General features: G+C 68.2%; 23 protein-coding genes. 10 read left to right on the top strand and 13 right to left on the bottom strand.

The features are described from left to right. Positions 1-44: 44 nt before the first annotated feature. On the top strand, positions 45-608 hold the full coding sequence (locus tag HDC31_RS07665; RefSeq protein ID WP_113680789.1) for an NUDIX domain-containing protein: 564 nt from the start codon (positions 45-47) through the stop codon (positions 606-608). 32 nt (positions 609-640) lie between these two features. Here the strand turns inward: HDC31_RS07665 and HDC31_RS07660 are convergent, their stop codons facing one another. From HDC31_RS07660 to HDC31_RS07650, 3 genes are read right to left on the bottom strand one after another with little or no spacing between them, the layout of a single operon-like run. Beyond that, a complete protein-coding gene (locus HDC31_RS07660; RefSeq protein WP_113680790.1) occupies positions 641-1402 on the bottom strand; it encodes an SDR family oxidoreductase in 762 nt (253 codons plus the stop codon). Further along, positions 1402-1878, bottom strand: coding sequence for a dihydrofolate reductase (locus HDC31_RS07655; RefSeq protein ID WP_058630527.1), 477 nt, complete (start codon positions 1876-1878; stop codon positions 1402-1404). The genes HDC31_RS07660 and HDC31_RS07655 overlap by 1 nt, the downstream gene beginning before the upstream one ends. Then, a complete protein-coding gene (locus HDC31_RS07650; RefSeq protein ID WP_046748316.1) occupies positions 1875-2684 on the bottom strand; it encodes a thymidylate synthase in 810 nt (269 codons plus the stop codon). The genes HDC31_RS07655 and HDC31_RS07650 overlap by 4 nt, the downstream gene beginning before the upstream one ends. Before the next feature lie 117 nt (positions 2685-2801). On the opposite strand from HDC31_RS07650, the gene HDC31_RS07645 reads away from it, so the two are divergent. The 3 genes from HDC31_RS07645 (at position 2802) to HDC31_RS07635 (ending at position 4317) form a co-directional block, all read left to right on the top strand. After that, on the top strand, positions 2802-3215 hold the full coding sequence (locus HDC31_RS07645; protein ID WP_046748471.1) for a thioredoxin family protein: 414 nt from the start codon (positions 2802-2804) through the stop codon (positions 3213-3215). A 20-nt stretch (positions 3216-3235) separates the two neighbouring features. Then, positions 3236-3811 (top strand): DUF4395 domain-containing protein, encoded by a 576-nt coding sequence (locus tag HDC31_RS07640; protein ID WP_179515952.1) that lies wholly within the window; start codon positions 3236-3238, stop codon positions 3809-3811. 80 nt (positions 3812-3891) lie between these two features. After that, entirely contained in the window at positions 3892-4317 is a 426-nt protein-coding gene (locus HDC31_RS07635; RefSeq protein ID WP_046748314.1) for an OsmC family peroxiredoxin, read from the top strand. Between the two features lie 32 nt (positions 4318-4349). On the opposite strand, the gene HDC31_RS07630 is transcribed toward HDC31_RS07635, so the two are convergent. The 5 genes from HDC31_RS07630 to HDC31_RS07610 all read right to left on the bottom strand — a co-directional run bounded on the left by HDC31_RS07630 (position 4350) and on the right by HDC31_RS07610 (position 9820). Beyond that, positions 4350-4784, bottom strand: a complete 435-nt coding sequence (locus HDC31_RS07630; protein ID WP_113680791.1) for a hypothetical protein — start codon at positions 4782-4784, stop codon at positions 4350-4352. After that, positions 4784-5524 (bottom strand): 4-hydroxy-tetrahydrodipicolinate reductase, encoded by a 741-nt coding sequence (gene dapB, locus HDC31_RS07625; protein WP_058630523.1) that lies wholly within the window; start codon positions 5522-5524, stop codon positions 4784-4786. Before dapB ends, HDC31_RS07630 begins: the two co-directional genes overlap by 1 nt. A gap of 99 nt (positions 5525-5623) precedes the next feature. Then, positions 5624-6226 carry a histidine phosphatase family protein gene (locus HDC31_RS07620; protein ID WP_046748311.1) on the bottom strand — a complete coding sequence of 201 codons (603 nt, stop codon included), beginning with the start codon at positions 6224-6226 and terminating at the stop codon, positions 5624-5626. Positions 6227-6295: 69 nt separating this feature from the next. Continuing rightward, positions 6296-7324 (bottom strand): aldo/keto reductase, encoded by a 1029-nt coding sequence (locus HDC31_RS07615; RefSeq protein WP_218867343.1) that lies wholly within the window; start codon positions 7322-7324, stop codon positions 6296-6298. Positions 7325-7543: 219 nt separating this feature from the next. Beyond that, positions 7544-9820, bottom strand: a complete 2277-nt coding sequence (locus HDC31_RS07610) for a polyribonucleotide nucleotidyltransferase (protein WP_046748310.1) — start codon at positions 9818-9820, stop codon at positions 7544-7546. 359 nt (positions 9821-10179) lie between these two features. Between HDC31_RS07610 and HDC31_RS07605 the strand changes: the two genes are divergently transcribed. Continuing rightward, the gene (locus HDC31_RS07605; protein ID WP_113680792.1) at positions 10180-11490 is read left to right on the top strand and encodes a UDP-glucose/GDP-mannose dehydrogenase family protein; all 1311 of its coding nucleotides are present in this window, start codon (positions 10180-10182) and stop codon (positions 11488-11490) included. A gap of 12 nt (positions 11491-11502) precedes the next feature. On the opposite strand, the gene HDC31_RS07600 is transcribed toward HDC31_RS07605, so the two are convergent. Further along, entirely contained in the window at positions 11503-13443 is a 1941-nt protein-coding gene (locus HDC31_RS07600) for a GDSL-type esterase/lipase family protein (RefSeq protein WP_179515951.1), read from the bottom strand. A gap of 140 nt (positions 13444-13583) precedes the next feature. Between HDC31_RS07600 and HDC31_RS07595 the strand changes: the two genes are divergently transcribed. Together HDC31_RS07595 and HDC31_RS07590 are read left to right on the top strand one after the other, a co-directional pair. Beyond that, entirely contained in the window at positions 13584-14168 is a 585-nt protein-coding gene (locus HDC31_RS07595) for a DedA family protein (RefSeq protein WP_113680797.1), read from the top strand. Positions 14169-14199: 31 nt separating this feature from the next. Continuing rightward, positions 14200-14376, top strand: a complete 177-nt coding sequence (locus tag HDC31_RS07590) for a DUF5302 domain-containing protein (RefSeq protein WP_017830923.1) — start codon at positions 14200-14202, stop codon at positions 14374-14376. 54 nt (positions 14377-14430) lie between these two features. Here HDC31_RS07590 and HDC31_RS07585 read toward each other — a convergent pair whose 3' ends face one another. After that, positions 14431-15870, bottom strand: a complete 1440-nt coding sequence (locus HDC31_RS07585; protein ID WP_058630664.1) for a cation:dicarboxylate symporter family transporter — start codon at positions 15868-15870, stop codon at positions 14431-14433. Positions 15871-16015: 145 nt separating this feature from the next. On the opposite strand from HDC31_RS07585, the gene HDC31_RS07580 reads away from it, so the two are divergent. Both HDC31_RS07580 and HDC31_RS07575 read left to right on the top strand, forming a co-directional pair. Next, positions 16016-17305 carry an ATP-binding protein gene (locus HDC31_RS07580; RefSeq protein ID WP_113680794.1) on the top strand — a complete coding sequence of 430 codons (1290 nt, stop codon included), beginning with the start codon at positions 16016-16018 and terminating at the stop codon, positions 17303-17305. Continuing rightward, positions 17302-17991 carry a response regulator gene (locus HDC31_RS07575; RefSeq protein ID WP_113680795.1) on the top strand — a complete coding sequence of 230 codons (690 nt, stop codon included), beginning with the start codon at positions 17302-17304 and terminating at the stop codon, positions 17989-17991. Before HDC31_RS07580 ends, HDC31_RS07575 begins: the two co-directional genes overlap by 4 nt. A gap of 1 nt (position 17992) precedes the next feature. Here HDC31_RS07575 and HDC31_RS07570 read toward each other — a convergent pair whose 3' ends face one another. Genes HDC31_RS07570 through HDC31_RS07560 form a run of 3 tightly spaced genes read right to left on the bottom strand, consistent with a single transcriptional unit; the run spans position 17993 to position 21269 of the window. Beyond that, the gene (locus HDC31_RS07570; protein WP_179515950.1) at positions 17993-19345 is read right to left on the bottom strand and encodes an FAD-binding oxidoreductase; all 1353 of its coding nucleotides are present in this window, start codon (positions 19343-19345) and stop codon (positions 17993-17995) included. 51 nt (positions 19346-19396) lie between these two features. Next, entirely contained in the window at positions 19397-20041 is a 645-nt protein-coding gene (locus tag HDC31_RS07565; RefSeq protein WP_113681780.1) for an FMN reductase, read from the bottom strand. 1 nt (position 20042) lies between these two features. Next, positions 20043-21269 (bottom strand): LLM class flavin-dependent oxidoreductase, encoded by a 1227-nt coding sequence (locus HDC31_RS07560; protein WP_046748303.1) that lies wholly within the window; start codon positions 21267-21269, stop codon positions 20043-20045. A gap of 110 nt (positions 21270-21379) precedes the next feature. Here HDC31_RS07560 and HDC31_RS07555 point away from each other — a divergent pair, with 110 nt between their 5' ends. Continuing rightward, entirely contained in the window at positions 21380-22522 is a 1143-nt protein-coding gene (locus HDC31_RS07555; protein ID WP_113681781.1) for an acyltransferase family protein, read from the top strand. Position 22523 lies beyond the last annotated feature (1 nt).

Raw genomic sequence — 22523 nt, 5'->3', positions numbered from 1 at the left:
CACCGATCGTACGGACCGGGGGCGCTCCGCCGTACGCTCGTGGGATGGGCTGGCTCACACGAAGCACCGACACGAAGTACGAGAACGCATGGATCCGCGTGCGAGAGGACCGGATCACGGGGCCCTCAGGCGACGAGGGTATCTACGGTGTCGTCTCCATGCAGCATCCGGCCGTGTTCGTCGTCGCGATGGACGAGGACGAGCGCGTGTGCCTCGTCACGATCGACAGATACACCGTCGGCACGAGCGTCGAGATCCCGGCCGGTGGCAGCGACGGGGAGGACACACTCGTCGCGGCTCAGCGCGAACTCCGCGAGGAGACGGGGTACGAGGCGGCCGACTGGACCCCTCTCGGCGGCATGCTGGCTCTGAACGGCATCGCCGAGGCCCCGGAGCACGTCTTCCTCGCCCGCGACCTCCATCCGATCACGGGCGAAGACGCATCACGCGGCGTCTCTGCCGAGACGCAGGCGGAAGAAGGCATCCGTGCCGTCTCCTGGGTACCGTTCGAGGACGTCCTTACGATGATCGCCGAGGACACGATCACGGACGGCGAGACGATCGCCGCCATCGCGAAAGCCGGGATCCGGCTCGGAAGGTTCCGCTGAACCTCGCGGATCGACCCCGGAAAGGTCTGTGATCAGACCCGGCCGCGACGCGCCACACCGGAGGTGAGTGAACTCGGCAACACGCGCGCCAGAGCGACGATCGCCTTGTATCGCAGCGACGGCACCGACACCGACTTGCCGAGCGCCGCATCGCGAAGGCCGATCCTGACGACGTCGCGCGCATTCAGCCACATGATGGCGGGAACACCCTCCTGACCTACCGGCAGCCCCATCCGCTCGTGGAACGACGTGTGGGTGAATCCCGGGCACAGCGCCGTCACGGAGACTCCGTCCCTCGCGTACTCGGCGTTGGCCCAGCGGCTGAAGCCGATGAGCCATGCCTTGCATGCGGAGTAGGTCGAGCGCGAGATGAATCCCGCGACCGAGGCGACGTTGATGATGCGCCCGCCGCGACCGCGCATGGACTGGAGCGCCGCATGCATGAGGCGCATCGACGCCTCCACATGCAACCGTAGGTGACGGACCTCGTCGTCGATGTCGTTGTCGGCGAACTGCAGAGGCAATCCGAACCCCGCGTTGTTCACGAGAAGGTCGATAGGGTCCGTGGTGTCGCGCAGCCTTTCCGCGACCTTCTCGACTCCTGCCTCTTCCGCCAGATCGGCGGACACGATCTCGACCGCGACCCCGTACTCGCTCCGCAGTTCCGCCGCCAGCTTCTCGAGGGCGCCCACCGAGCGCGCCACCAGGATGAGGTCGGCCCGCCGCCGAGCCAGTTGACGGGCGAACTCGGCGCCCAGCCCTGCGCTTGCTCCGGTGATCAGCGCGGTGGGCATCAGCGCTCGTATCCCAGGAAGCGGTACCGGACGCCGGTGCGGGAGGTCTGCCACTCCCCCTCGTCGACCAGGCGCCAGCCCTTCTTGTCCGGGGCGTACGCGTCGCCGGCGACGTCCAGGTCGAGCTCGGTGACCTCCAGACGGTCCGCGTCGCCGATCACCTGTCGGAAGATCTCCGCACCGCCGATGATCCATGCCCGGTCGAGTCCGCGGACCGCCTCGGCGACCGTCGCCGCGCGACGCGCGCCCTCTTCGGACCAGTCCTGCTGCCGGGTCACCACGATGTTCTCGCGGCCGGCGAGCGGACGGAAGCGCTCAGGGAGAGAGTCCCAGGTCTTGCGCCCCATCACGACAGGAGCGCCGAGGGTGACTTCCTTGAAGTGAGCCAGGTCCTCTGGCACATGCCATGGCATGCCGCCCTCCGCGCCGATCACGCCACCGTGCGCTTCGGCCCAGATCAAGCCCACCCACGTCATACCGCGACCGCCGCCCTGATCGGCGCGTGGTGCTGGTAGTCCTCCACGATGAAATCCTCGTAGCGGTAGTCGAAAATCGACTCGGGCTTCCGCGCGAAACGCAGCGTCGGGTATGCGTAGGGCTCACGGCTCAGCTGCTCGCGCACCTGCTCCACGTGGTTGTCGTACACGTGGCAGTCGCCGCCGGTCCAGACGAAGTCGCCGGGCTCGAGCCCCACCTGCTGAGCGATCATCAGCGTGAGGAGCGCGTAGGAAGCGATGTTGAACGGCACTCCGAGGAACATGTCCGCGCTGCGCTGGTACAGCTGGCAGGAGAGCTTGCCGTCGGCGACGTAGAACTGGAACAGCGCGTGGCACGGCGCGAGCGCCATGTCGGGGATGTCGGCGGGGTTCCATGCCGAGACGATCAGCCGCCGCGAATCGGGCGACCGTCGGATCTGCTCGATCACCTCGGACAGCTGGTCGATGCTGCCGCCGTCGGGGGTCGGCCAGGAACGCCATTGCACCCCGTAGACAGGACCGAGGTCGCCGGATTCGTCCGCCCACTCATCCCAGATCGTGACGCCGTTCTCCCGAAGCCACCCCACGTTCGAATCGCCCTGCAGGAACCAGAGGAGTTCGTAGGCGATGGACTTGAAGTGCACGCGCTTGGTCGTGATGAGCGGGAACCCCTTCGACAGATCGAAGCGGATCTGTCGACCGAAGACGCTCGTCGTGCCGGTGCCGGTGCGATCGGACTTGTGCGTGCCGCTCTCCAGGACGTCTCGGAGCAGATCTTCATAAGGAGTCGGGACGGCTGCGCTCATGACAGCCACGATACCGCCACCCTCACCCTGTCGGGCGGATGAGCGCGCCACCGGGACGTCGCCGTCATCGTCGGAAACATCGGCCCCGAGCGCCCTGGAGCCGCATATCCTCGACCCATGTCTCCCGCCCTGGCCCTCGGCTTCGCTGCTGCACTGCTCGTGCTCGCGACGCTCATCGGTGTCGCGCTGCGACGCCGTGACGGTCGGCGACGCGACGGCGGCACGCTTCACTTCGTCCCCACGGATGCGGACTCCGCCGAACTCGGGTCCCGGGCGACCCTGGTGCAGTTCAGCACCGAGATGTGCGCGCGGTGCCCGCAGGTGCGCAGGCTGCTCGGCGCATACGCCGCCGAACACGAGGGTCTCCGCCATGTGGAGGTGGATCTGACTCACCGTCCCGACCTCTCGACCCGCTACAAGGTGCTCCAGACACCGACCACCTTCGTCGTGGACGGGTCGGGTGCCGTGCGCGCGCGATTCCACGGTGTCCCTCACCGGCATGCCCTCACCGACGCCCTCGCAACCCTCTGAGCCGAAGAAACGGAGCATCCATGAGCAATCCCGCCGGCATCGACCCCAGAGGCCCCCGATTCGCCGCAGCGATCACCGCGGTGCTGCTGCTGGTGGCGACGTTCCTCGCGCTGACGTGGATATCCACAGCGCAGGCGGGTGCCGCGACGTTCGGCTGGTTCGCGTACCAGCCGCTCGCCGATGCCTCCTTCACGCCGACGGGGTGGGCGATCTCCTCCGCCTCCCTCGCACAGCGCGCTCTCGATCCCGGTTTCCTCCTCACCGCCGTCGCCGCTGCGCTGTTCCTGTGGGGTGTGGTGTCGCCGCGGACCGCTCCCTGGGGCGCGCTGTTCCGCACAGCGGTGCGACCGCGTCTCGCTCCGCCCGCCGAGCTCGAAGACCCCCGCCCTCCGAGGTTCTCGCAGGGTGTCGGACTCTTCGTGGTGGGCATCGGTCTCGTGCTGCACCTCCTCGGCGTTCCGTGGGCTCTGCCGATCGCGACCGCTGCCGCCTTCGTAGCGGCCTTCCTCAACGCGGCATTCGCCTTCTGCCTGGGCTGCCAGCTCTACCTCGTGCTGCAGCGAGCGGGGCTCATCGGCAGGCCTGCCGCCGCCTGAGGCTGTTCCCCGCCCCTCCGCCGCTCGGTAGGCTGGCGACCAGCCGACGCTGCGCCCGCAGTGCGAGAACCGGAGGAATCATGCCTGTCACCAGCGAAGCCGCCAGCACCTGGACCGGATCGCTCATGGAGGGGTCGGGTACGGTCGCGTTCTCGTCGTCCCATCTCGGCACCTTCCCGATCAACTGGAAGGCGCGCAGCGAGGGCAGCGACACGACCACGACGCCCGAGGAGCTCATCGCGGCCGCGCATGCATCGTGCTTCAGCATGGCGCTCTCCCACGCGCTCGCCGAGAACGGCACTCCGCCGGAGCGCGTCAACACCACGGCCTCGGTCACGTTCAAGCCGGGCGTCGGCATCACCGGCAGCCACCTCAACGTCAATGCGACGGTCCCGAATCTCACGCCCGAGGCGTTCCAGGAGATCGCGAACGGAGCCAAGACGGGCTGCCCGGTGTCTCAGGCGCTCTCGGGGATCGATATCACCTTGGAGGCGACACTCGCCTGATCGCGGCGCGGAATCCGTTCAGGACACCAGGGTCAGCGGCGCGAGAGCCGGATCGCCTCGCGAATGCTGGCCCTGGCGTCTTTCCGGCGGCCCGCCGCGTCCTGGACCACACCCAGCCGATAGCGCGCCCGCCAATCGTCACCCGCCGTATCCGCTTCTGCGGCGTACCGGGCGATCAGCGGATCGGCATCCGCGCGGGCGATCCTCCCGCTGGGCGTCAGTTCCGTCTCGACCGGAGGCATCCCGCCCTCCGCATCGAGGAGGCGTCCCAGACGATCGGCGCCGAAGCCGAACATCATCTCCCGGACCAGCGCCCATGCTCCGATCGGTGCCAGCACGAGCAGGGTGACCCCCATGCCGATGGACACGCCGGTGCCGACCGAGATGAGCATCACCGCGAGCCAGATCGCGACGGCGAGATAGAGGAGCAGCGCCGCGGCCATCAACGCGACGCCGATACGCGACATCACGATCGGATGCCGATGTCGATCATGTGCTCAAGACCCACGAACACGCCGTCGGCCTTCAGCGCGAAGGGCACGGCGAGCCGAATCCCCGGGGCATAGGCGAGAGCCGAGTCCACTGTGTCGTGTGTGAAGGTGAGCGACTCGCCCGGGCCGGAGAGGATGACTTCCTGCTTGGCGACGACCCCGGGGCGCCGTAGAGAGTGGACGGGCACACTGCCGACCTGCTGCCCCCTGGCACGCTGGTCCGCATGCGGTGCGCTGACGGGCCCCTGCTCCGCGCGCGCGGTCGCGATCAGTTCCGCGGTCCGCACGGCCGTTCCGCTCGGCGAGTCGATCTTAGTCTCGCGGTGCGCTTCGATGATCTCCGCCGAGCCGAAGAAGGGCGCAGCGGCCGCCGCCAGCGCTGACCCGAGGACCGAGCCGAGAGAGAAGTTCGGGATGAAGACGGCACCGGTGCCGGCCGCCTCGACGAGAGGACGTACGAGCGCGATCCGCTCCGCCGACCAGCCCGAGGTCGCGACCAGCACGTTGATGCCACGTTCGACGGCTGCGCGCACCACCTCGATGCTCACCTGCGGCGTCGATGCATCGACGACCAGGTCGGCACCGTCGATCTCCGCGAGATCGCTGGAAGAGGTCAGCACACGGCTCACCTCGAACCCGTCGAGCTCATCGATCACCGCACCGATGATCGTGCCGAGCTTCCCGGTTCCGCCGACGAGTGCTACCTGCGTGGTCATGCATCCAGTCTATTTCGCGGCCGACAGCGCACGGTCAGGGGCGCGCGGGCAGACACCTCGGATTCCGCGACACCGCGGAGGCGCGTCGGAGCAGGGCGCTCAGACCAGCAGCGCATCGGGGATCCCGGTGCGCAGTTCCACCGGAAGGTGGCCGGTGTCGTTGTGCGTGAGCAGCGTCCACGGCCGCCCCTGCTTCTGAGCGATCACCGTCAGCCCGCAATGGGACTGGTTCAGGGTCATCCACCGCCACTCCGGTGCGGCGAGCACCTCCCGCACGAACCAGGAGATCACGAAGTTGTGGGTGATGAGCACCTCGTGCACGTCTCCGGTCTTGCGCACCAGGAACTCATTGACGGCATCGGACATCTGCGCCCGCCCCGCCTCGATCTCGGCCTCGGTGACGGAACCGAAGAACGGCTCGAACACGGAAGGAGTCTCCTCCGTCATCCCGGTCGGGACGCAGTCGAACAGCAGCGCGGTGGGCTCGGGATCCACCGACGGCAGACGAGCCGCGATCGCCCGCGCCGTCTCGTTCGCGCGCAACAGCGGGGAATGCCAGACGGCGTCGAGCGGGAGCCCGGACAGCCGATCCGCGATCAGCTCCGCCTGACGTTGCCCCCTCGGCGAGAGGGGTCCGTCTGCGAGACCGTACTCGGCATCCTGATGTTCACCGTGTCTGACCAGATAAATGTAGTGCGTCACAAATCGCTCGCTTCATCGCCAGCATCCGCCGGACCTCTCTTCCACCCTATGTCACGGGCGGCTGGAAGCTCAGTTACCCGCCCGGGTGAGATCGGACACCTGGCTGCGCGAGAGCGAGACACCCGCTCCCTGCATCAGCTCATCGACGTGATCGCTCGCGAACGCGTTGACGATGGGCGCGGCGATCGTGCGCTGAGCGAGCAACCAGGCGATGGAGACCGCCGCGACAGGAGCACTCACTTCCTCGGCGACCTGATCGAGAGCGCGCAGGATCTTGATCCCCCGGCGGTTCAGATGACCACGCAGTTGCTCGCCACGCACACCGCGCGACGTGAGCGCTTTGCTGCGATGCCGACCCGACAGGAATCCGTGCTCGAGCGCGTGCGACGGCGTGACGGCGAGGTTCTGCGCACCGGCCACGAGGCGAAGATCACCCTCGAACGGCTGACGGCGGACCAGGTTGTAGGGAGTGTCGATCACCTGGATGCGCGGGTAACCGGCCGCGGCCAGGATGCGTGCTTCCACGAGTCGCTCCGGGGCGAAACCGAATGCACCGACCGAACCGATCTTCCCGGCATCCGTCATCCATTCGACGGTCGCCAAGGTGTCTTCGAGGTTGGTCGTCGCGTCGAGGGTGGCATCGAGATAGAGCACATCGATGCGGTCGACACCGAGCCGGGTCAGCGATCCCTCGACGGCACGCACGAGGTTGACCGAACCGAGGCCCGGGTTGTCGGCGTGGGCGCCGATGCGGACGCTCAGGACACTGCGCTCGCGCTGACCGCGCGACCGCAACCACTGCCCGATGATGTGCTCGCTGCGTCCGCCGGAGAAGCCGTCAGCGGTGTGGATGGCGTTTCCGCCGAACTCCACATAGCGGTCGAGAATGCCGTGACTGGTCTCGAGATCGACGTTCCAGCCGAACTCCGCCGCGCCGAGCATCAGCGGGAACGTCTCGAAACCCGTTTCGCCCAGGGCGACGCGGATGGACTCCCCTATCCCCGGTCCGACGATCGGGATGGGCGCGGACGGATGCTCGGCAACGCCCTGCTTGGCGCCTTCCTCAGACGCTCCTGCGCCTACGCTGAACAACCGCATTCTCTCTCACCCCCGCGTCGATCGGTGCGTGCCGACCTGCGTACCTGCTGGATCTGCACCCCCCGGTGCGTACTTCGAGAGTAAGCGAATTCCCCGGACGCCCCGACCAATCCGGGGAACGGCGCGGAAACACCGGATAACGATTTGGTCACACCACTGGACGACGAAACCCGGGCCCCCTCTTCGCGAAGAGGCCCGGGTTCCGTTCGAACGTCACGCTTACTCGGCGGCTGCATCCTCTGCAGGGGCAGCCTCAGCGGCAGGAGCGTCGTCGAGGACGGGCTCGAGCGAGAGCTTGCCACGGTCGTCGATCTTCGTGATCTTCACGAGGATCTTCTGGCCGACCGAGAGCACGTCGTCGACGTTCTCGACCCGCTTGCCACCGGCGAGCTTGCGCACCTCGGTGACGTGCAGGAGGCCGTCCTTGCCCGGGAGCAGCGAGACGAACGCACCGAAGGTGGCGATCTTCACGACGGTGCCGAGGAACTGCTCCCCGACCTCCGGGTTGGTGGGGTTGGCGATCGCGTTGACCTGGGCACGAGCGGCCTCAGCCGACGGGCCGTCGGTGGCGCCGATGTAGACGGTGCCGTCCTCCTCGATGGAGATCTGCGCGCCGGTCTCATCCTGGATCGCGTTGATCGTCTTGCCCTTCGGGCCGATCAGCTCGCCGATCTTGTCGACCGGGATCTGCACGCTGATGACGCGAGGCGCGGTGGGCGCCATCTCGTCGGGAGCGTCGATCGCAGCGTTCAGGACGTTGAGGATCGTCAGACGAGCCTCACGAGCCTGGGTGAGCGCACCGGCGAGAACCTGCGTCGGGATGCCGTCGAGCTTGGTGTCCAGCTGGATGGCCGTGACGAACTCGCTGGTTCCGGCGACCTTGAAGTCCATGTCGCCGAGTGCGTCCTCCGCACCCAGGATGTCGGTCAGAGCCGCGTAGCGGGTCTCACCGTTGACCTCGTCCGACACGAGACCCATCGCGATACCGGCGACGGGAGCGCGCAGCGGCACACCCGCGTTCAGCAGCGACAGGGTCGACGCGCAGACGGAGCCCATCGAGGTGGAACCGTTGGAGCTGAGCGCCTCGGACACCTGACGGATCGCGTACGGGAACTCCTCGCGGCTCGGCAGCACCGGCACGAGGGCGCGCTCGGCCAGGAAGCCGTGCCCGATCTCGCGACGCTTCGGCGAACCGACACGGCCGGTCTCACCGGTCGAGTACGGCGGGAAGTTGTAGTGGTGCATGTAACGCTTGCTCGTCACAGGCGACAGCGAGTCGATCTGCTGCTCCATCTTGAGCATGTTCAGCGTGGTGACACCCAGGATCTGGGTCTCGCCGCGCTGGAAGATCGCAGAGCCGTGCACGCGCGGGATGACCTGCACCTCGGCGTCGAGCGGACGGATGTCCGCCAGCCCACGACCGTCGATACGAGCGCCCTCGGTGAGGATGCGACCGCGGACGATCCGCTTGGTGACCGACTTGTACGCGGCCGAGAACTCGAGCGGGGCTGCGGCCGGGAGTGAACCCGCCTCGGTGGCCTCGATGAGCTCCGCCTTCACGCGGTCCTTGATCGCGTCGTCGGCGGTCTGACGCTCGACCTTGTCGGCGATCTGGTAGACGTCGCTGAGCTCGGCGAACGCACGCTCGGACACGAAGCTGTAGACCTCGTCGCTGTACGCCGGGAAGACCGGGTACACGCCCGGCTCCTTCGACGCCGTGGCGGCGAGCTCGGCCTGAGCCTTCACGAGCTGAGCGATGAACGGCTTCGCGGCCTCGAGACCCTGAGCGACGATCTCTTCGTTCGGCTTGGTGGCGCCGGCCTTGATCAGGTTCCAGCTGTGCTCGGTGGCCTCAGCCTCGACCATCATGATCGCGACGTCTTCGGTGCCATCGGCCTTGGTGACGACACGACCGGCGACGATCAGGTCGAACACGGCCTCCGCGACCTGCTCGGCGGTCGGGAACGCGACCCACTGGTCGGCGTGCTCGCCCTGGCCGGGGATGAACGCGAGGCGCACACCGGCGACGGGGCCAGAGAACGGGAGACCCGAGATCTGGGTCGACGCGGATGCGGCGTTGATGGCGAGAGCGTCGTAGAACTCACCGGGAGCGATCGACATCACGGTGATGACGACCTGGACCTCGTTACGCAGGCCGTCGACGAACGACGGACGCAGCGGACGGTCGATCAGACGGCAGACGAGGATCGCCTCGGTGGAGGGACGACCCTCACGACGGAAGAACGAGCCGGGGATCTTGCCGGCGGCGTAGGAGCGCTCTTCGACATCGACCGTCAGCGGGAAGAAGTCGAAGCCCTCGCGCGGGTGCTTGCCTGCGCTCGTGGCCGAGAGGAGCATGGTCTCGCCGTCGAGGTACGCGGCGACTGCGCCCTGAGCCTGCTGCGCGAGGCGGCCGGTCTCGAAGCGGATGGTGCGGGTGCCGAAGCGGCCGTTGTCGAGAACGGCCTCGGTGGCGGTGATTTCAGGACCTTCCAAGAGGTCTCTCCTTCTTTGTTTAGACTCGCGAATCCATGTGATGCGCGAGCATGTTCAAAGGAGCGGAACGGAAGGGTTCGGGCGCGCGGGCATTCCCGCGAATCTCGCCTGCGCTGGCCACCAGTAGAAAGCCACCCGACATCTGCCGAGGAACCCACCACAGGGGACCAGCTTCTCCGCCGATCGCTCCATGAGTCGATATGAAATTGTGCGGTTGACAGACATCAACCTCATCCACTCTATCAGCGCGGACCTCGAATCCTGCGAGTCGGCGCGCGACGCGGATCCGACATCGACCGGCCACGACACGTTCACCCCGTGGATGCCGAAGCGAGGGGGGCATCGGCTGTGGTGGGTTCATGCGCCTCTCCGTCATCGGCTGCGGATATCTCGGAGCCGTTCATGCCGCCGCCATGGCCTCCCTGGGACACGACGTCGTGGGCATCGACGTCGACCGGGACAAGGTCGCCGCGCTCGCGTCGGGCGCTGCGCCGTTCTTCGAACCACGACTCGCCGAGCTCATCGCGGAAGGCCTGTCGACCGGAAGGCTCCGCTTCAGCGCGCGGATGGCCGATGCCGGGGGCGCAGACGTGCACTTCCTCGCTGTCGGCACCCCACAGGCCCCGGGTGCGCACTCCGCAGATCTCCGCTATGTCGACGCGGCTGTCGACGATCTGCTCCCCCACCTGCGCCCAGGAGACGTGGTGGCCGGCAAATCCACCGTTCCCGTCGGCACCGCAGGCGAGCTCGCCGCTCGCATCTCCCCCACGGGTGCGACGCTCGTCTGGAATCCGGAGTTCCTCCGCGAGGGCTGGGCCGTGCACGACACCTTGACACCGGACCGTCTCGTCGTGGGTGCCGAGTCGGATGCCGCCGGCGAGCGCGCGGTCTGGATCCTCCGTGACGTGTACGGTGCCGCCGTCGAAAGCGGGGTGCCGTTCCTGGTGACGGATCTCGCGACCGCGGAACTGGTCAAGGGAGCGGCGAACGCCTTCCTCGCCACGAAGATCTCCTTCATCAACGCGATGGCGGAGATCGCGGAGGCGTCCGGCGCAGATGTCGCTCTGCTCGCCGATGCGCTCGGCCATGACACACGGATCGGGCGGCGCTATCTCGGCGCGGGCATCGGATTCGGCGGCGGTTGTCTGCCCAAGGACATCAGGGCGTTCGCCGCGCGGGCGGAAGAGCTGGGCCGCGGCGAGGCGGTCGGCTTCCTGCGTGAAGTCGACACGATCAATCTCCGGCGTCGCGATCGAGCCGTGCAGCTCGTCGTGGATGCACTGGGCGGTCTGGTGTTCGGTCGCAGGATCGCCGTGCTGGGAGCGGCGTTCAAGCCCTTCAGCGACGACATCCGGGACTCACCGGCCCTCGACGTGGCCGTGCGTCTTCGCGGTCTGGGCGCTGATGTCGTGGTCACCGACCCCGCTGCCGTCGACAACGCGGCCAAAGCGCATCCGCAGCTGGGCTACGCCCGTGACCGCGACGAGGCGCTGCGGGAGGCCGATGCCGTCGTGGTCGTCACCGAGTGGGATGAGTATCGACGGGACCTCTCGCCGGAGCACGCCGGGGCACTCGTACGGGGCCGGGTCATCGTGGACGGCCGCAACTGCCTCGACTCGACCGCGTGGCGCGCCGCCGGCTGGCAGTACCACGGCATGGGTCGGCGCTGAGCGAGCGGGGTCTCAGGGCACGACCGCAGCGAACGCCGCAGCCGGCCGACCGAGGTACACGTAGCCATCGTGCTTCGCGATCCTCCCGTCACCCGCCGCGCGACCGTTGAGGCGGCGCCAGACCCACGGAAGCGCATGCCGTCGCCACCACACACCGGCGCCGATGGTCTCATGGTCGTGCATCGCTGCGTCGAGCACCCCGAGCGCATCGGCATCGGGGACACCGAGCACTTCGGCGCCACGGTAGGCGAGGAAACGGTGGCCCCGGCTGCTCAGGTGGACCAGATCCTCGCCCCAGTTCGCGCGCTCGGCCAGCGAGGGGTGCAGATCCGTATCGATCAGGATCGCGCCGGTGCGGGCGGCGATCCCGCTCAACGCGGTGGCGAAGGCGGAGAACCTCCGCGTATAGATCGACGCAGCGCGACGGCCGGGGAGAAAGGGCGTGACGAGGAGCACGTCCGCCCCTATTCCCCGCAGCCGGCGCACGGCGTCCTCGAGCTCCGCGGCGAGCGCGGTGACATCGACGCGGGGCTTCACGAGGTCGTTCGCACCGATCAGGATCGACACGAGGTCGGGCCGAAGCTCGAGTGCCCTGGCCAGTTGCAGTCCGGCGACGTCTCGGACGCGCTTGGACCTGATGGCCAGGTTCGCGTAGTGCAGACCTCCTCTCGCGGCGAGCAGGAGCGCGAGACGGTCGGCCCATCCTCTCAGCGCACCATCGGGTGCCGGATCGCAGAGCCCTTCCGTGAGAGAGTCACCGAGCGCGACGTAGCGCCGCCACCGACGGGAGACGATCGTCGCGGGCGGCTCGGGGCGCACGAGGCGACGAGCGCGAGCCCGGGAGTCCACCGCATGCAGCGTCCTCGCCTCGTCGAAGTGGTCGAGGAGCTGGTCGCATACCTTCTCCCAGCTGCGCTCCTGCACGGCTTCGCGCCCGGCCTCGCCGAAAGCCCGCCTCTTGCGCGCATCGCCGGCGAGGTCGGACACCCGACCCCGCAGATCGTCGAGGTCCCCCGGCCGGTAGAGCCATCCGTCGATGCCCATGCGCACGAGACCCAGCGGACCGCCGCGACCCGTCGCGATCACGGGGACACCGCTCGCATGGGCTTCCTGCAGGGTCTGACCGAATGTCTCGCTCTCGCCGGGGTGGACGAACAGGTCGAAAGATGCCATCGCCGCGGCGAGCGCGTCCCCGTCGAGGTGGCCGAGGAAGAGGGCATCGGGAAGCAGTCCCTGCACCTTCGCTCTGCTGGGCCCGTCCCCCACGATCACCAGGCGTGTGCCGGGGATACCGCGGAGTGCGACGAGGTCTTCGACCTGCTTCTCCGGCGCGAGACGTCCGACGTAGCCGATGACGACGTCGGCGCCCCAGCCGGCTCGGAGCGCGCCGTCGCGTCGCGACGGCTGGAACCGCTCGGCGTCGACGCCCCTCCCCCAGCGACGCAGGCGGTCGATACCCAGCGCGGTGAGCTGCCTGGCCGAGTCGGCGGAGGGCGCGAGGGTGATGGTGGCGCGTCGATGCAGGCGGGCGATGTGAGCCTGGGCGATGCCCGTGGTCGCCGCGACCCGATAGCGCTCGGTGTATGCGGCGACGTCGGTCTGATAGGCGGCGACGGCCGGCAGATCCAGGCGCTCGGCGGCCAGCACCCCACGCCACCCCAATGCGAAAGGGGAAGCGAGGTGCACGACATCGGGCTGGAAGCGAGCGAGCGAGGTGGCGATGCGGTGAGCGCTCGACGTTCCCACCCTCACGTGCCGGTACCCCGGAAGAGCGAGACTCGGTATCGGTTCGACGGGGGCACCGCTGATCTCGGACGGTGCGTCGACGGCCGCGGGCGCGACGACATGAGCTTCATGCCCTCGCCGTTCGAGGTGTCGCAGGATCTGCAGCACCGAGCCGGTGACACCGTTCATGTGCGGAAGGAAGGACTCGGTGACGATCGCTACTCTCACAGGCCCAGGATGACGGCCCGTACGAGCGGGGACGCCCGCAGACGCCCTTCTGCACCGGATGTTCACCGGATGCTGGAGAACGGGTCACCGGCTATCCGTTCTTTGGTTCCCGTTCACCCTCTGGGGGCAGAGTGGGCGACGTGCCGACGGATCTGCTGACCGCCTCACTCGCTGGCCCTTGGAGCCTGGTCCTGATGAGCGTGCTCGTGGTGGGGGACGCCTTCTTCGTCGTGGTGCCCGGTGAGGTCGCGGTGACCGCCCTCGGTGCGATCGCGGTCACGACGGGCTCCCCGCCCCTGTGGGCTGTGATCGTGTGTGCCGCCGTCGCCGCTGCTCTGGGTGACGCCTGCTGCTACCTCATCGGGTGGTCGGTTGGCACCGAGCGCTGGCGGTGGATGCGGGCACCACGAGTGCTCCAGGCTCTGGATTGGGCTCGCCGCCGCTTGGACGGCGGGATGGCCACGGTGCTGTTCACCGCGAGGTTCGTGCCGTTCGCGCGGCTTGCGATCAATCTGGTCGCCGGGGCATCGCGTGTCCACCCGCCGCGCTACCTCGCGCTCGTCAGTCTCGCTGCGACCGGGTGGGCGCTGTACCAGGCCGCGGTGGGCGCAACTGTCGCGACGCTCGTCCCCGGAGGTCCGCTCGTGGCCGTGCCCGTCTCCATCGTGCTCGCGATCGGGATCGGGGCGCTGATCGACCTGTGCGTGCGCCGCTCCAGAGGGTGACCCACCCGGGCACGTGCCCTAGGCTCGGGTCATGAGCACCGAAGAAGGCGCCTCCTCTTCTGAGGAGATGAAGCGCAAGTTCAAGGAAGCGCTCGAGAAGAAGAACGCGCACCACCGGCAGGGCGAGGCACACCTCGACGGCGATTCCGCCGTGCACAGTGCGAACGCCCCGCAGACGCGGCGCGAGTTCCGACGCAAGAGCGGTTGACCGCGCGGATGCGGGAGCCGGCTCGGCCGGGCTCCCGCATCCCCCACTTCCGTCTCAGCGGCGGTCGGCGCGGAGCCGGGCCCGCTCCTCCTTCGCCGCCATCTCGGAGACCGCCGCTTCGCGGAGCTCCTGCATGTCAGCGGCCTGGGCGCTGCCCACCGGCTCGTGCGCATCGACGCCGTCGAGCAGGGACTCGTCGAAGGGCAGCTCCCCGCTGAGCACGCGTCGCACGCGGTCGCGGTCGATCTGCTTCGTCCACGTGCCGATCAACAGGGTCGCGACCGCATTGCCGGTGAAGTTCGTGAGTGCTCGCCCCTCCGACATGAACCGATCGATGCCCACGATCACCCCGACACCGTCCACCAGGTCGGGGCGGTATGCCTGGAGGCCGCCGGCGAGGGTGGCGAGGCCCGCGCCGGTGACTCCGGCGGCGCCCTTGCTCGCGATGATCATGAACACGAGCAGACCGATCTGCTCGCCGATCGTCATCGGCTGGCCCATGCCCGTGGCGATGAACAGCGAAGCCATCGTCAGGTAGATGGCCGTGCCGTCGAGGTTGAACGAGTACCCGGTCGGAACGGTGATGCCCACGACCGGCTTGGAGACGCCGACGAACTCCATCTTCGCGATCAGCCGGGGCAGCGCGGATTCCGAGGAAGACGTTCCGACGATGAGCAGGTACTCCCTGGCGAGGTACTTCATGAGCGCGAAGATGTTCACCCGTGTGACGGTCCACAGCAGCACCCCGAGGATGACGACGATGAACAGGATGCAGGTGATGTAGAAGGCGACCATCAGCGTGCCCAGGCTCCAGATCGCGGCGACACCGGTCTTGCCGACCACGGCGGCGATCGCACCGAAGGCCCCGAGCGGAGCCAGCCACAGGATCATGCCGAGAATGCGGAAGACGAGCTTCTGGAGCTGCTTGACCGCGTCCATGATCGGGGCGCCACGGTCGCCGAGCCCCTGCAGGGCGAAGCCGACGAGGAGCGCGATGAACAGCACCTGCAGCACGCTCTCACCCGTGAACGCCGAGAAGAACGTGGTCGGGATGATGCCGAGGATGAACTCCTGTGTCGTCTTGGCCTCCGCCTCGACCGCATCGTACGTCGACGAGGCCATGTCGAGTCCGGAGCCCGGGTGGATGATGTTCCCCACGACGAGACCGATCGCGAGGGCGAAGGTCGACATGACCATGAAGTACAGCAGCGCGAGTCCGCCGATCTTGCCGACGGTGGCCGCCTTGGCTATCGACCCCACTCCGACCACGATCGTGCAGAAGATGATCGGGGCGATCATCATCTTGATCAGAGCCACGAATCCCTTGCCCAGCGGCTCGAAAGCCTGTCCCACCTCGGGCCAGACGAGACCGACGACCGCACCGAGCACGACCGCCAGGAGCACCGACACATACAGCCAGGTGTGCCGGTCCCACGATTGCTTCCCTCGCCGCCAGTTGAACTTCGGCAGTGAGAATCCTGTTGTGAGCGCCATCGCGTCCTCCTCGATCATCGACGTCATCGTCCGGTGGGCGGCTGCTTCGCCGCCGATCAGAGTTCACGGTCCTCGACTTCCCGCATCGGGGCGAGTTGTGGTCGTATTGGTCACGGCACCTGAGCATCGACAATCGGAGGAAGCGATGGCGCGCCCCTCCCGCACCCGCAGCACCGCCTCCCGTGTGTTCGCCGTGCTGCTGGTCGCCGCCGTCGTGATCGGCATCCTCGTCGCGGGCTTCCTGGTGCTGGAGGCGCAACGATCGATCCGCGCCGAGGCGGAACGGGTCACGGCCGCCACTGCCGTCTCGCTCGCTGCCTCCCCGGACGTGATCGACGGTCTGAGCTCGGACGACCGGGAAGCGGCCACACGGGTGCTCGAGCCCTACTCGCTGACCGTGGTCGCCGGTGCGGGGCTCGACTTCATCACGGTGATGACTCCCGACGGCACGCGGATCACCCACCCCGACGCCGACCAGATCGGCGGAACCTACCTGGGCACGATCCCCGCGTCGCCGCGCACGCTCACCGAGGAGTTCACCGGCACCCTGGGACCATCGGTACGGACCATCGTCCCGGTCACCGCGCCGGATGACGACCTGATCGGCTGGGTCGCCGCAGGGGTGACGACAGAGTCCATCAGCGATACGCTGATCCGCCGCCTGCCTCTCACGCTCGGCATCACGATCGCCCTCGTCGCCCTCGGCGCCGGTGGCGCGATCATCGCTCGCCGCGTGACCCGCCGAATCGCCGGCGACCTCCCGCCCGGCCAGCTGCGCGACGCCGTGTCGTCGTACGAATCGATCCGCACCCTGGGGGAAGCGCTGCGGGCGCAGACGCACGAACACGGGAACAGGATGCACGCCGCGGTGGCCCTGCTCGAACTCGGACGCCGTGACGAGGCGATCGAGATCCTCACGGAGACGTCCCGTCAGAGCCAGTCCCTCGTCGACCAGGTGACCGCGCGACGCCACGGCGATCCGGCCGTCGGAGCGCTCCTCCTCGGAAAGGCCTCGCAGGCCAAGGAACGCGGCATCGACTGGCGGGTGCACATCGAGCCGGACACTCCCCGCACTCCTCTGTCGACCGTGGACGCCGTGTCCGTGCTCGGCAACCTGGTGGACAACGCCATGGATGCCGCGGCCGAGTCGGACGACCGGTGGGTGCGGGTCTCGCTGCGCGCGCACGACGGCCACGGAATCGTGCTGGAGGTCTCCGACAGCGGTCCCGGAATAGCGCCGGCCGTGCGCGAGCGGATGTTCGACCAGGGATTCTCCACGAAACCCGCCGATGCGCAAGGGCGCGGCATCGGCCTGGCCCTCGTGCGCTCGGTGGTGAGCGGGGCAGGTGGCTCGGTGACGGTGACGGATGCCCCGACGACCTTCCGAGTCGTCCTCCCCGCCGCGGGCGAACGGCAAGGGCGGCGGCGGCAATGATCCGCACGCTCATCGTCGACGACGACGCACTCACGCTCGAACTGCACCGCGACTACCTTGCCCGTCTCGACGGCTTCGAGGTGACCGGCGAGTGCACGGGCGCCCGCGCCGCGATGACGGCAGTGCTCGATCGACCCGGCGCATTCGATCTGGTACTGCTCGACATCACGATGCCGGACGGCTCGGGTATCGACGTGCTCCGTGCGCTCCGAGCACGCTCCGCAGCGCTGGACGTAATCGCGATCACCAGTGTGCGCGACGCCGAGTCGGTGCGGCAGATGGCTGCGCTCGGGGTGTTCCAGTATCTCGTCAAGCCGTTCCCGTTCACCGTGTTCCGCGAGCGGATGGAACAGTACCGCGCATACAGGGAACAGGCGCGCTCCACCGAGGGCGAGGCCACCCAAGCGGAGATCGATGCACTGCTCGGCCGCTCCACGGGAACGATCGCGCTGCCCAAGGGACTCTCGACGACCTCCTTGGACAGGGTCGCCGCGGAACTGCGCGCCGGCGAACCGCTCTCGGCGCGGGAGGCAGCCGAGCGACTCGGCATGTCTCGGGTCGCGGTGCGCCGTTACCTGGAGCATCTGGTCGCCGAGGGTGTGCTGACACGGGGCGCACGCTACGGCACACGGGGACGACCGGAGACCGAGTACGACTGGAGACGCCCCGGACCGGCTCCCGCTTAGGTCAGCGCGGCAGTCGTCCTTCGTGGAGCAGTCCCTCGGGGTCGACGCGCGACCGCACGCTGCGCAGTCGGGCGAGATCGTCGGCGGTGCCGCATCGGTCGAGCGACTGATCAGGGCCGAGGAAGGTCGCCACGGTCTGCGGGGCCTCGTTCGGCGCCAGGAGCTCGCGGAACGCCACGAGACTCGCGTCGCCAGGCTCGGTCGGCACACCGGGGATGACCGGGACGAGAGCGTGCAACAGCCAGCCGACGGACTGCAGCGATGCGAAGCCCGAGCGGCGCGGGGCGTTCAAGGCACCGCCGAGCATGCGGAGGTCGATGCCCATGATCGGCCAGTGCTCCGGGAGCTCCCTGAACTCGAGGAGGGCATCGATCGTCTCGTCGTCGAGGATGCTCAGAGCCATCGAAGCACCCCGGCCAGGGGTCGGCTCCGTGGGCTCGTTCGAGGCGGCGGCCAGTGCAGCGGGCGAAGTCGGACCGGTGATCTCCCTGCGCACCTCCCCTGCTCTACGCACCGTGTCGACCAGTTCGTCCTGCGGCCCATCGGTCGACAGCACCTGGACGGTGAGGAAGCTGCGTACCCTGATCTGCTCAGGCAGCTCCGGCGCATCCGGCATGCGCATCGAGTTGACGAACACGTTGAGCGTCGCGGCTGCTGATGCGGCGAGGTCGCGGACCGCACGGACGACCGCGGGAGCGTCGACGACATCGAAGGTGAGGTTGGCGCCCCAGATGTCCGGTGCCGGCACGAGCTCGATCTCGAGCGCGGTCACGATCCCCACCAGGCCTCCGGCTCCGCGCAATGCCCACATGAGGTCACTGTCGGTGTCATCGTCGATGCGCTCATGCGTGCCGTCAGGGCGGAGCACCCATGCCGCGCGCAGGTTGTCGGAGCCGAGACCGCCCGCGCGGCTGAACCAGGAGTGCCCGCCGCCCAGTGTGTACCCGGCCACGCTGACGACCGGGCTGGTGCCGGCCGGCGCGACCCAGCCGGTTCCCTCCAGCGCCTCGACGACCGCGCCCCAGCGCACGCCGGCGCCGACGGTCGCGACCCCGCTCTCGAGGTCGAGGGACAGCTCGTCGAATGCGCTCATGCGCACCAGGACGGCACCACTCAGGTCGCTGGATGCGCCGTGGCCGCTCGGCTGGATCGCGAGGCTCGTCCCCGCTTCCCGTGCTGCGCGCAGGAGCACACGGAGGTCGTCGACGTCGGCGGGCGTCGCGACCGCATCTGGATGCTGCTCGATCGCGAGGTTCCACGGTCGACGCGCCGCGGCGTACGCCGTGTCTGCGGGAAGGACGAGGGTTCCGGTCAGTCGGTCCTGGAGCGCGACGATGGCGGGGTGCGTTGGCATGACGCCACCGTACGACATCCCTCGGACATCGTCGATGGCGTCATGCGCGACTCACTCGCCCGCCAGACCGCCGAGCATGTGGCCGAACGAGCGCCCTTCACCCAGGTACGTGGCAGGGTCGTAGGGATCGACCGTCTCGGAGGCTCCGCGACGTGCGATCGCCTCCGCGAGCTCCTTCGCCCCCTTCTCCACACGCTTGGCGAGCGGAGCGACGTCGTCGCCCCCGCCGCCCCAATCGCTTGATGCCGCGAACACTCCGGTCGAGACGGCCTCGGCGTGGAGGTACGCGAACAGCGGGCGGATCGCGTAGTCGATCGCCAGCGAGTGCCTGGCGGTGCCCGCGTTCGCCCCGATGAGCACGGGCTTCCCGGTGAGGGCGTCCGGGTCGAGCACGTCGATGAACGACTTGAACAGGCCCGAGTAGCTCGTCGAGAAGATCGGCGTCACAGCGATCAGCGCATCGGCGGAGACCACGGTGTTGATCGCCGTCTCGAGCGCCGGCGGCGCGAAGCCGGTGAGCATGTTGTTCGTGATGTCGTGCGCATAGTCGCGCAGCTCGATCACGTCGACGCTCGCCTCGATGTCGTGTGCGGCGAGGGCTTTCACGGTCTCGGCCGCGAGGCGATCGGCGAGCATCCTGGTGGACGACGGGTTCGACAATCCCGCCGAGACGACGGCGATACGACGCGTGGTCATGTCAGGCCTCCTTCCGGCCGAGTCCGAAGGCGGCACCCGCGGGCGCCGGGGTGTCCTGGTAGGGCGAGTCCCCGGTGAGGTTGTCTCCGCGGTTCGCACCGGGGCGCGCCTGACGGGTCGGCCCGTCACCGAACTCGGCCTTGACGCGCGCGGCATGGGTCGGCGCGTCCGGCACGGATGCGGGGCGGTCCTTCGCAAGCTCCTTGCGCAGCACGGGGACGACCTCGGAACCGAGGATGTCGAGCTGCTCGAGGACCGTCTTCAACGGCAGACCAGCGTGGTCGATGAGGAACAGCTGACGCTGGTAGTCGCCATAGTGCTCGCGCATGCCGGCGTAGCGGTCGATCACCTGCTGCGGAGAGCCCACCGTCAGCGGGGTCATCTCCGTGAAGTCCTCCATGCTCGGACCGTGACCGTACACGGGCGCGTTGTCGAAGTACGGGCGGAACTGGTTCACCGCGTCCTGCGACTTCGCGGCCATGAACACCTGGCCGCCGAGTCCCACGATCGCCTGCTCGCGCGTGCCGTGGCCGTAGTGCTCGAAGCGCTGACGGTACAGCTCGATGAGCCGCTGGTAGTGCTCCTTCGGCCAGAAGATGTTGTTCGCGAAGAATCCGTCTCCGTAGTAGGCGGCCTGCTCCGCGATCTCCGGGGTGCGGATGGAGCCGTGCCACACAAACGGGGCGATGCCGTCGAGCGGACGGGGCGTCGAGGTGAAGCCCTGCAACGGGGTGCGGAACTTGCCCTCCCAGTCGACGACGTCCTCGCGCCACAGCTTGTGCAGCAGGGCATAGTTCTCGATCGCGAGCGGCAGACCCTGACGGATGTCCTGCCCGAACCACGGGTACACCGGGCCGGTGTTGCCGCGGCCGAGCATGAGGTCCATGCGGCCGTCGGACACGTGCTGCAGCATCGCGTACTCCTCGGCGATGCGCACAGGGTCGTTCGTGGTGATGAGCGTCGTCGACGTGGAGACGATGAGGCGCTCGGTCTGCGCGGCTAGTGCCGCCAGGAAGGTCGTGGGGCTGGAGGACCAGAACGGCGGGTTGTGGTGCTCGCCGATCGCGAAGACGTCGAGTCCGACCTCTTCGGCGTGCACGGCGATCGCCGTCGTCGCCTTGATGCGCTCCTGCTCGCTGGGGGTGATTCCCGTGGTGGGATCGCGGGTGATGTCGCTGACCGACATGATGCCGAACTGCATCGCCTGCGCGCCTGACTGCTCGCTCATGATTGCTCCGTGTCTCCGAACCGGACGACTCGCATCCCGTTCTATTCATTTGAATGTATCTGTGTCAACGCGCTTACATCAACTTTATTCCCGGCCTGTAGCCTCGAACGATGAGCAGTGCCGGCGCCGACGTCTCAGGGCCCACCACAGGATCGGTCCCCCGCAGGCGGAGGCGTGTGCCGTTCTGGGACAACGCACGATACGTCTGCATCGTGCTCGTCGTGCTCGGTCACGCGATCCAGCGCCTGACGTACGACTCCGACATCGCCTTCGCGTTCTACCTGGCGCTGTACGCGTTCCACATGCCGGCGTTCGCCATCATCTCCGGCTACTTCTCGAAGTCCGGCTCCCCCTCCAAGACGCAGATGGCCAGGGTGATCACGGACATCCTGCTCCCCTACGTCATCTTCGAGACGCTGTGGACACTCACCAAGTGGCTCGTCGAGGGACAGGTCGATCCGAACATCACGAAGCCGAGCTGGACGCTGTGGTTCCTCCTCGCACTCGGGATCTTCCGGCTCGTGCTCCCGTACCTCGCGCTGCTTCGGTGGCCACTGCTGTGGACAGTGGTGATCTCGGTCGGCGTGGGATACCTGCCGAACGTCGACAGCACGTTCTCGCTGTCCCGCACCCTGGGGCTCCTTCCCTTCTTCACTCTGGGCTGGTGGCTGCGCGAGCACGACATCGTGGACAGGTTCCGTCTCCTCGACTTCCGTCCCTGGTGGATCCGCGGCGGCGCCGTCGCGATCTTCGCACTGGCCGGTTGGGCCGCCTGGAACTGGCTTCCGCTGTGGCAGGCGGCCGATCTGCGGCACTGGCTCTTCTACGAGGACTCCTATGCCGATCTGGGCGGGGAGCAGTGGTGGGCCGGCGGGGTGCGGATACTCCTGATGATGCTCGCCGTCGTGCTCAGCGCCGCCTTCTTCGCCCTCATCCCGCGGGGCGCCCACTGGTGGACGACATTCGGGCAGTACACGATGTACGTGTTCCTGCTGCATTCGTTCGTGCTGTACCCCTTCCGCGAGAGCGGGGTCCTGCAGAGCCTCGAGCCGACCTGGATCTGGCTCCCCCTCGTCACCGTGGCGTCGGTGCTGATCGCCCTCGCGCTGGCGACGAAGCCGGTCAGGTGGGTCTTCCGCCCCCTGGTGGAACCCCGGCCAGGGTGGCTGTTCGCCGACCCGGCGCTCGCCTCCAAGGAGGGGCGCCGGAACGACCCGACGGGCTCACGACGCCCCCGCCAGCCAGGGCGATAGC

Origin of the sequence: Microbacterium sp. JAI119, assembly GCF_013410135.1 — a bacterium.
Lineage (GTDB): Bacteria > Actinomycetota > Actinomycetes > Actinomycetales > Microbacteriaceae > Microbacterium > Microbacterium oxydans.
Note: the sequence above shows the minus strand (reverse complement) of the source record. Positions and strands in the feature narration are given on the sequence as shown.

Excerpts from the sequence above, each read along its gene's own strand:
- HDC31_RS07665 (WP_113680789.1), top strand. The coding sequence starts at position 45 with ATGGGCTGGCTCACACGAAGCACCGACACGAAGTACGAGAACGCATGG.
- HDC31_RS07660 (WP_113680790.1), bottom strand. The coding sequence starts at position 1,402 with ATGCCCACCGCGCTGATCACCGGAGCAAGCGCAGGGCTGGGCGCCGAG.
- HDC31_RS07655 (WP_058630527.1), bottom strand. The coding sequence starts at position 1,878 with ATGACGTGGGTGGGCTTGATCTGGGCCGAAGCGCACGGTGGCGTGATC.
- HDC31_RS07650 (WP_046748316.1), bottom strand. The coding sequence starts at position 2,684 with ATGAGCGCAGCCGTCCCGACTCCTTATGAAGATCTGCTCCGAGACGTC.
- HDC31_RS07645 (WP_046748471.1), top strand. The coding sequence starts at position 2,802 with ATGTCTCCCGCCCTGGCCCTCGGCTTCGCTGCTGCACTGCTCGTGCTC.
- HDC31_RS07640 (WP_179515952.1), top strand. The coding sequence starts at position 3,236 with ATGAGCAATCCCGCCGGCATCGACCCCAGAGGCCCCCGATTCGCCGCA.
- HDC31_RS07635 (WP_046748314.1), top strand. The coding sequence starts at position 3,892 with ATGCCTGTCACCAGCGAAGCCGCCAGCACCTGGACCGGATCGCTCATG.
- HDC31_RS07630 (WP_113680791.1), bottom strand. The coding sequence starts at position 4,784 with ATGTCGCGTATCGGCGTCGCGTTGATGGCCGCGGCGCTGCTCCTCTAT.
- dapB (WP_058630523.1), bottom strand. The coding sequence starts at position 5,524 with ATGACCACGCAGGTAGCACTCGTCGGCGGAACCGGGAAGCTCGGCACG.
- HDC31_RS07615 (WP_218867343.1), bottom strand. The coding sequence starts at position 7,324 with ATGCGGTTGTTCAGCGTAGGCGCAGGAGCGTCTGAGGAAGGCGCCAAG.
- HDC31_RS07605 (WP_113680792.1), top strand. The coding sequence starts at position 10,180 with ATGCGCCTCTCCGTCATCGGCTGCGGATATCTCGGAGCCGTTCATGCC.
- HDC31_RS07590 (WP_017830923.1), top strand. The coding sequence starts at position 14,200 with ATGAGCACCGAAGAAGGCGCCTCCTCTTCTGAGGAGATGAAGCGCAAG.
- HDC31_RS07585 (WP_058630664.1), bottom strand. The coding sequence starts at position 15,870 with ATGGCGCTCACAACAGGATTCTCACTGCCGAAGTTCAACTGGCGGCGA.
- HDC31_RS07580 (WP_113680794.1), top strand. The coding sequence starts at position 16,016 with ATGGCGCGCCCCTCCCGCACCCGCAGCACCGCCTCCCGTGTGTTCGCC.
- HDC31_RS07575 (WP_113680795.1), top strand. The coding sequence starts at position 17,302 with ATGATCCGCACGCTCATCGTCGACGACGACGCACTCACGCTCGAACTG.
- HDC31_RS07570 (WP_179515950.1), bottom strand. The coding sequence starts at position 19,345 with ATGCCAACGCACCCCGCCATCGTCGCGCTCCAGGACCGACTGACCGGA.
- HDC31_RS07565 (WP_113681780.1), bottom strand. The coding sequence starts at position 20,041 with ATGACCACGCGTCGTATCGCCGTCGTCTCGGCGGGATTGTCGAACCCG.
- HDC31_RS07560 (WP_046748303.1), bottom strand. The coding sequence starts at position 21,269 with ATGAGCGAGCAGTCAGGCGCGCAGGCGATGCAGTTCGGCATCATGTCG.
- HDC31_RS07555 (WP_113681781.1), top strand. The coding sequence starts at position 21,380 with ATGAGCAGTGCCGGCGCCGACGTCTCAGGGCCCACCACAGGATCGGTC.